Source organism: Ligaoa zhengdingensis (assembly GCF_014384885.1).
Lineage (GTDB): Bacteria > Bacillota > Clostridia > Oscillospirales > Ruminococcaceae > Ligaoa > Ligaoa zhengdingensis.
Map to the genome: position 1 here is coordinate 1 of NZ_JACRST010000071.1, position 1,953 is coordinate 1,953.

The following is a 1,953-nucleotide window of genomic DNA, read 5'->3' on the forward strand; positions in this document are numbered from 1 at the left end:
TATGAAGGAAAAGAAGGTCGAGGAACGGGCGGCAGCTCCCAGCGGGGAAAAGCCTGCCCCGGCAAAAACGGAAAAACCGGAAAAGCAGCCGGAGGCTCCGAAGAAAGCGGAGGAAAAACTCAAAGAGCCGGAACAGCCGAAGCGCCGGGGCCGTCCCCCGAAAGCAGATAAGGACAAGGCCGCAGCCCCGAAGCCCAAAGCTCCTGCACAGAAACCGGAAAATGCGGTCAAAAAGGAACCGGAGAAAAAAACGGCTCCAACGGTACATGCCGCTCCCGCTCCGAAGGAACCCGAAAAACCGAATGATGCACCACGCCGGGGCAAGGAGCAGATCGTCTATATCAAGCTGAACGAGCTCCACGCCTTCAAGAACCATCCCTTTGAAGTCCGGGACGATGAAGAAATGCGGGCTATGGTGTCCAGCGTCAAGGACAAGGGCGTGACCCAGCCCGCTATCGTCCGTCCCCGTGAGGATGGCGGCTATGAGATCGTGTCCGGCCACCGCCGCCAGAAAGCCAGCGAGCTTGCCGGGTATGCGGATATGCCCTGTATCGTCCGAAACCTGACAGACGATGAAGCCATCACGCAGATGGTCGAGGACAATCTCAACCAGCGCGAAGAAATCCTCCCCAGTGAGCGGGCCAAAGCTCTGAAAATGCAGCTTGAGGCCATCAAGCACCAGGGCTCCCGCACTTCGGGCCAGATTGACCCGAAGGACGCAGGAAAACGCTCCAACGAGATCGTGGCCGAGCGCAATAAGATGGCGGTCAAGCAGGTGCAGCGGTATATCCGTCTCAATGAGCTGGTTCCCGACCTGATGAAGCTGATGGATGAAAAAAAGCTGGGCTTTACTACGGCGGTGGAACTTTCCTATATCGGCAAGAAGAACCAGAGCTATATCGCCGTCGCCATTGACAGCCAGCAGTCCTCGCCTTCACAGGCGCAGGCAAAGCGTATGCGGGAACTGGACGAAAAGAAGCTGCTCAACGGGGATGTGATCGACGGCATTATGATGGAGGACAAAAAGGAGGTAGACAAAGTGATTTTGACAGGTGCGGAACTGAGCAAGTATTTCGGCAAGGAAACTACGCCGAGGGAAATGAAGGACCAGATCATCAAGCTGCTGGACGATTGGAAGGGTCAGCAGAAGGAACACGAAAAGCCGGAGAAGAAAAACGAACAGGAAAAGTAAGCCAAAACTTCGGGTCAGCATGACCCGAGGATTGCGGGGCTCTGCCCCGCGCCCCGAAGCTCTGGAGATATAAATGATTCCCCGTCGCCAGTTATTCCGTAGCATAGCCGGGAAAATCAGTCAAGGGCAGCGCCGCCGCAGGCGGTGCCAGAGGCACCCTTGACGGATTTCTCCCGGTTATGCTTTTTTCCGGTCAAGCGACGGGGATATAAATTCTCCAGAGCCGTTCCCCTTCCCGGGGGAAGGGGCGGAGGGGTTGGGCGATACCTTGCTTTTCCTTAAACCAAAACAGAAATGGAGGCTCAACCAATGAAACGACCTTTAGCGTACCTGACCGCCGCATGGAGCGGCGAGCCGGATGTTGATATGGAGCTGGCGGCCCACTACTGCCGCCTTGCTTATGAGGCGGGCTTTTCCCCTATCTGCCCGCTCTTGTACCTGCCGCTGTTTTTGAATGACAGCGTTCCCGAGGAACACAAAGCCGGGATTGATATGCGCCGGGATATGCTGCGGCGTTCCCATACCCTGATCGTCTGCGGCAGCGTTGTGGACGAGGATGTGAAAAACGATATTGCGGTTGCCGGGCGGCTGGGCATTGCGGCGACCACACTGGAAGGGGTGCTTGCCGTGAAGGGACACGGCACCCCGGGCCATGCCGGACATTAAGCTGGGAAGCCTTTTCGACGGGATCGGCGTGTTCCCTCTGGCTGCTTCCCGGTGCGGTATCCGTCCGGTCTGGGCCAGTGAGATTGAAAAAGCGC

General features: G+C 57.1%; 2 protein-coding genes and 1 pseudogene. All 3 read left to right on the forward strand.

What is annotated here, in order from left to right; genetic code table 11:
• The coding region (locus tag H8711_RS13610) for a ParB/RepB/Spo0J family partition protein (RefSeq protein WP_249283877.1) at positions 1-1,192 on the forward strand (1,192 nt) is incomplete at its 5' end.
• A gap of 309 nt (positions 1,193-1,501) precedes the next feature.
• A complete protein-coding gene (locus H8711_RS13615; protein WP_009901612.1) occupies positions 1,502-1,858 on the forward strand; it encodes a DUF7768 domain-containing protein in 357 nt (118 codons plus the stop codon).
• A pseudogene (locus tag H8711_RS13620) lies at positions 1,845-1,953 on the forward strand (DNA cytosine methyltransferase); the annotation flags it as partial. The gene H8711_RS13615 and the pseudogene H8711_RS13620, both read left to right, overlap by 14 nt.

What these genes read in the sequence shown, in the direction of transcription:
- H8711_RS13615 (WP_009901612.1), top strand. Translation starts at nt 1,502, where the DNA reads ATGAAACGACCTTTAGCGTACCTGACCGCCGCATGGAGCGGCGAGCCG.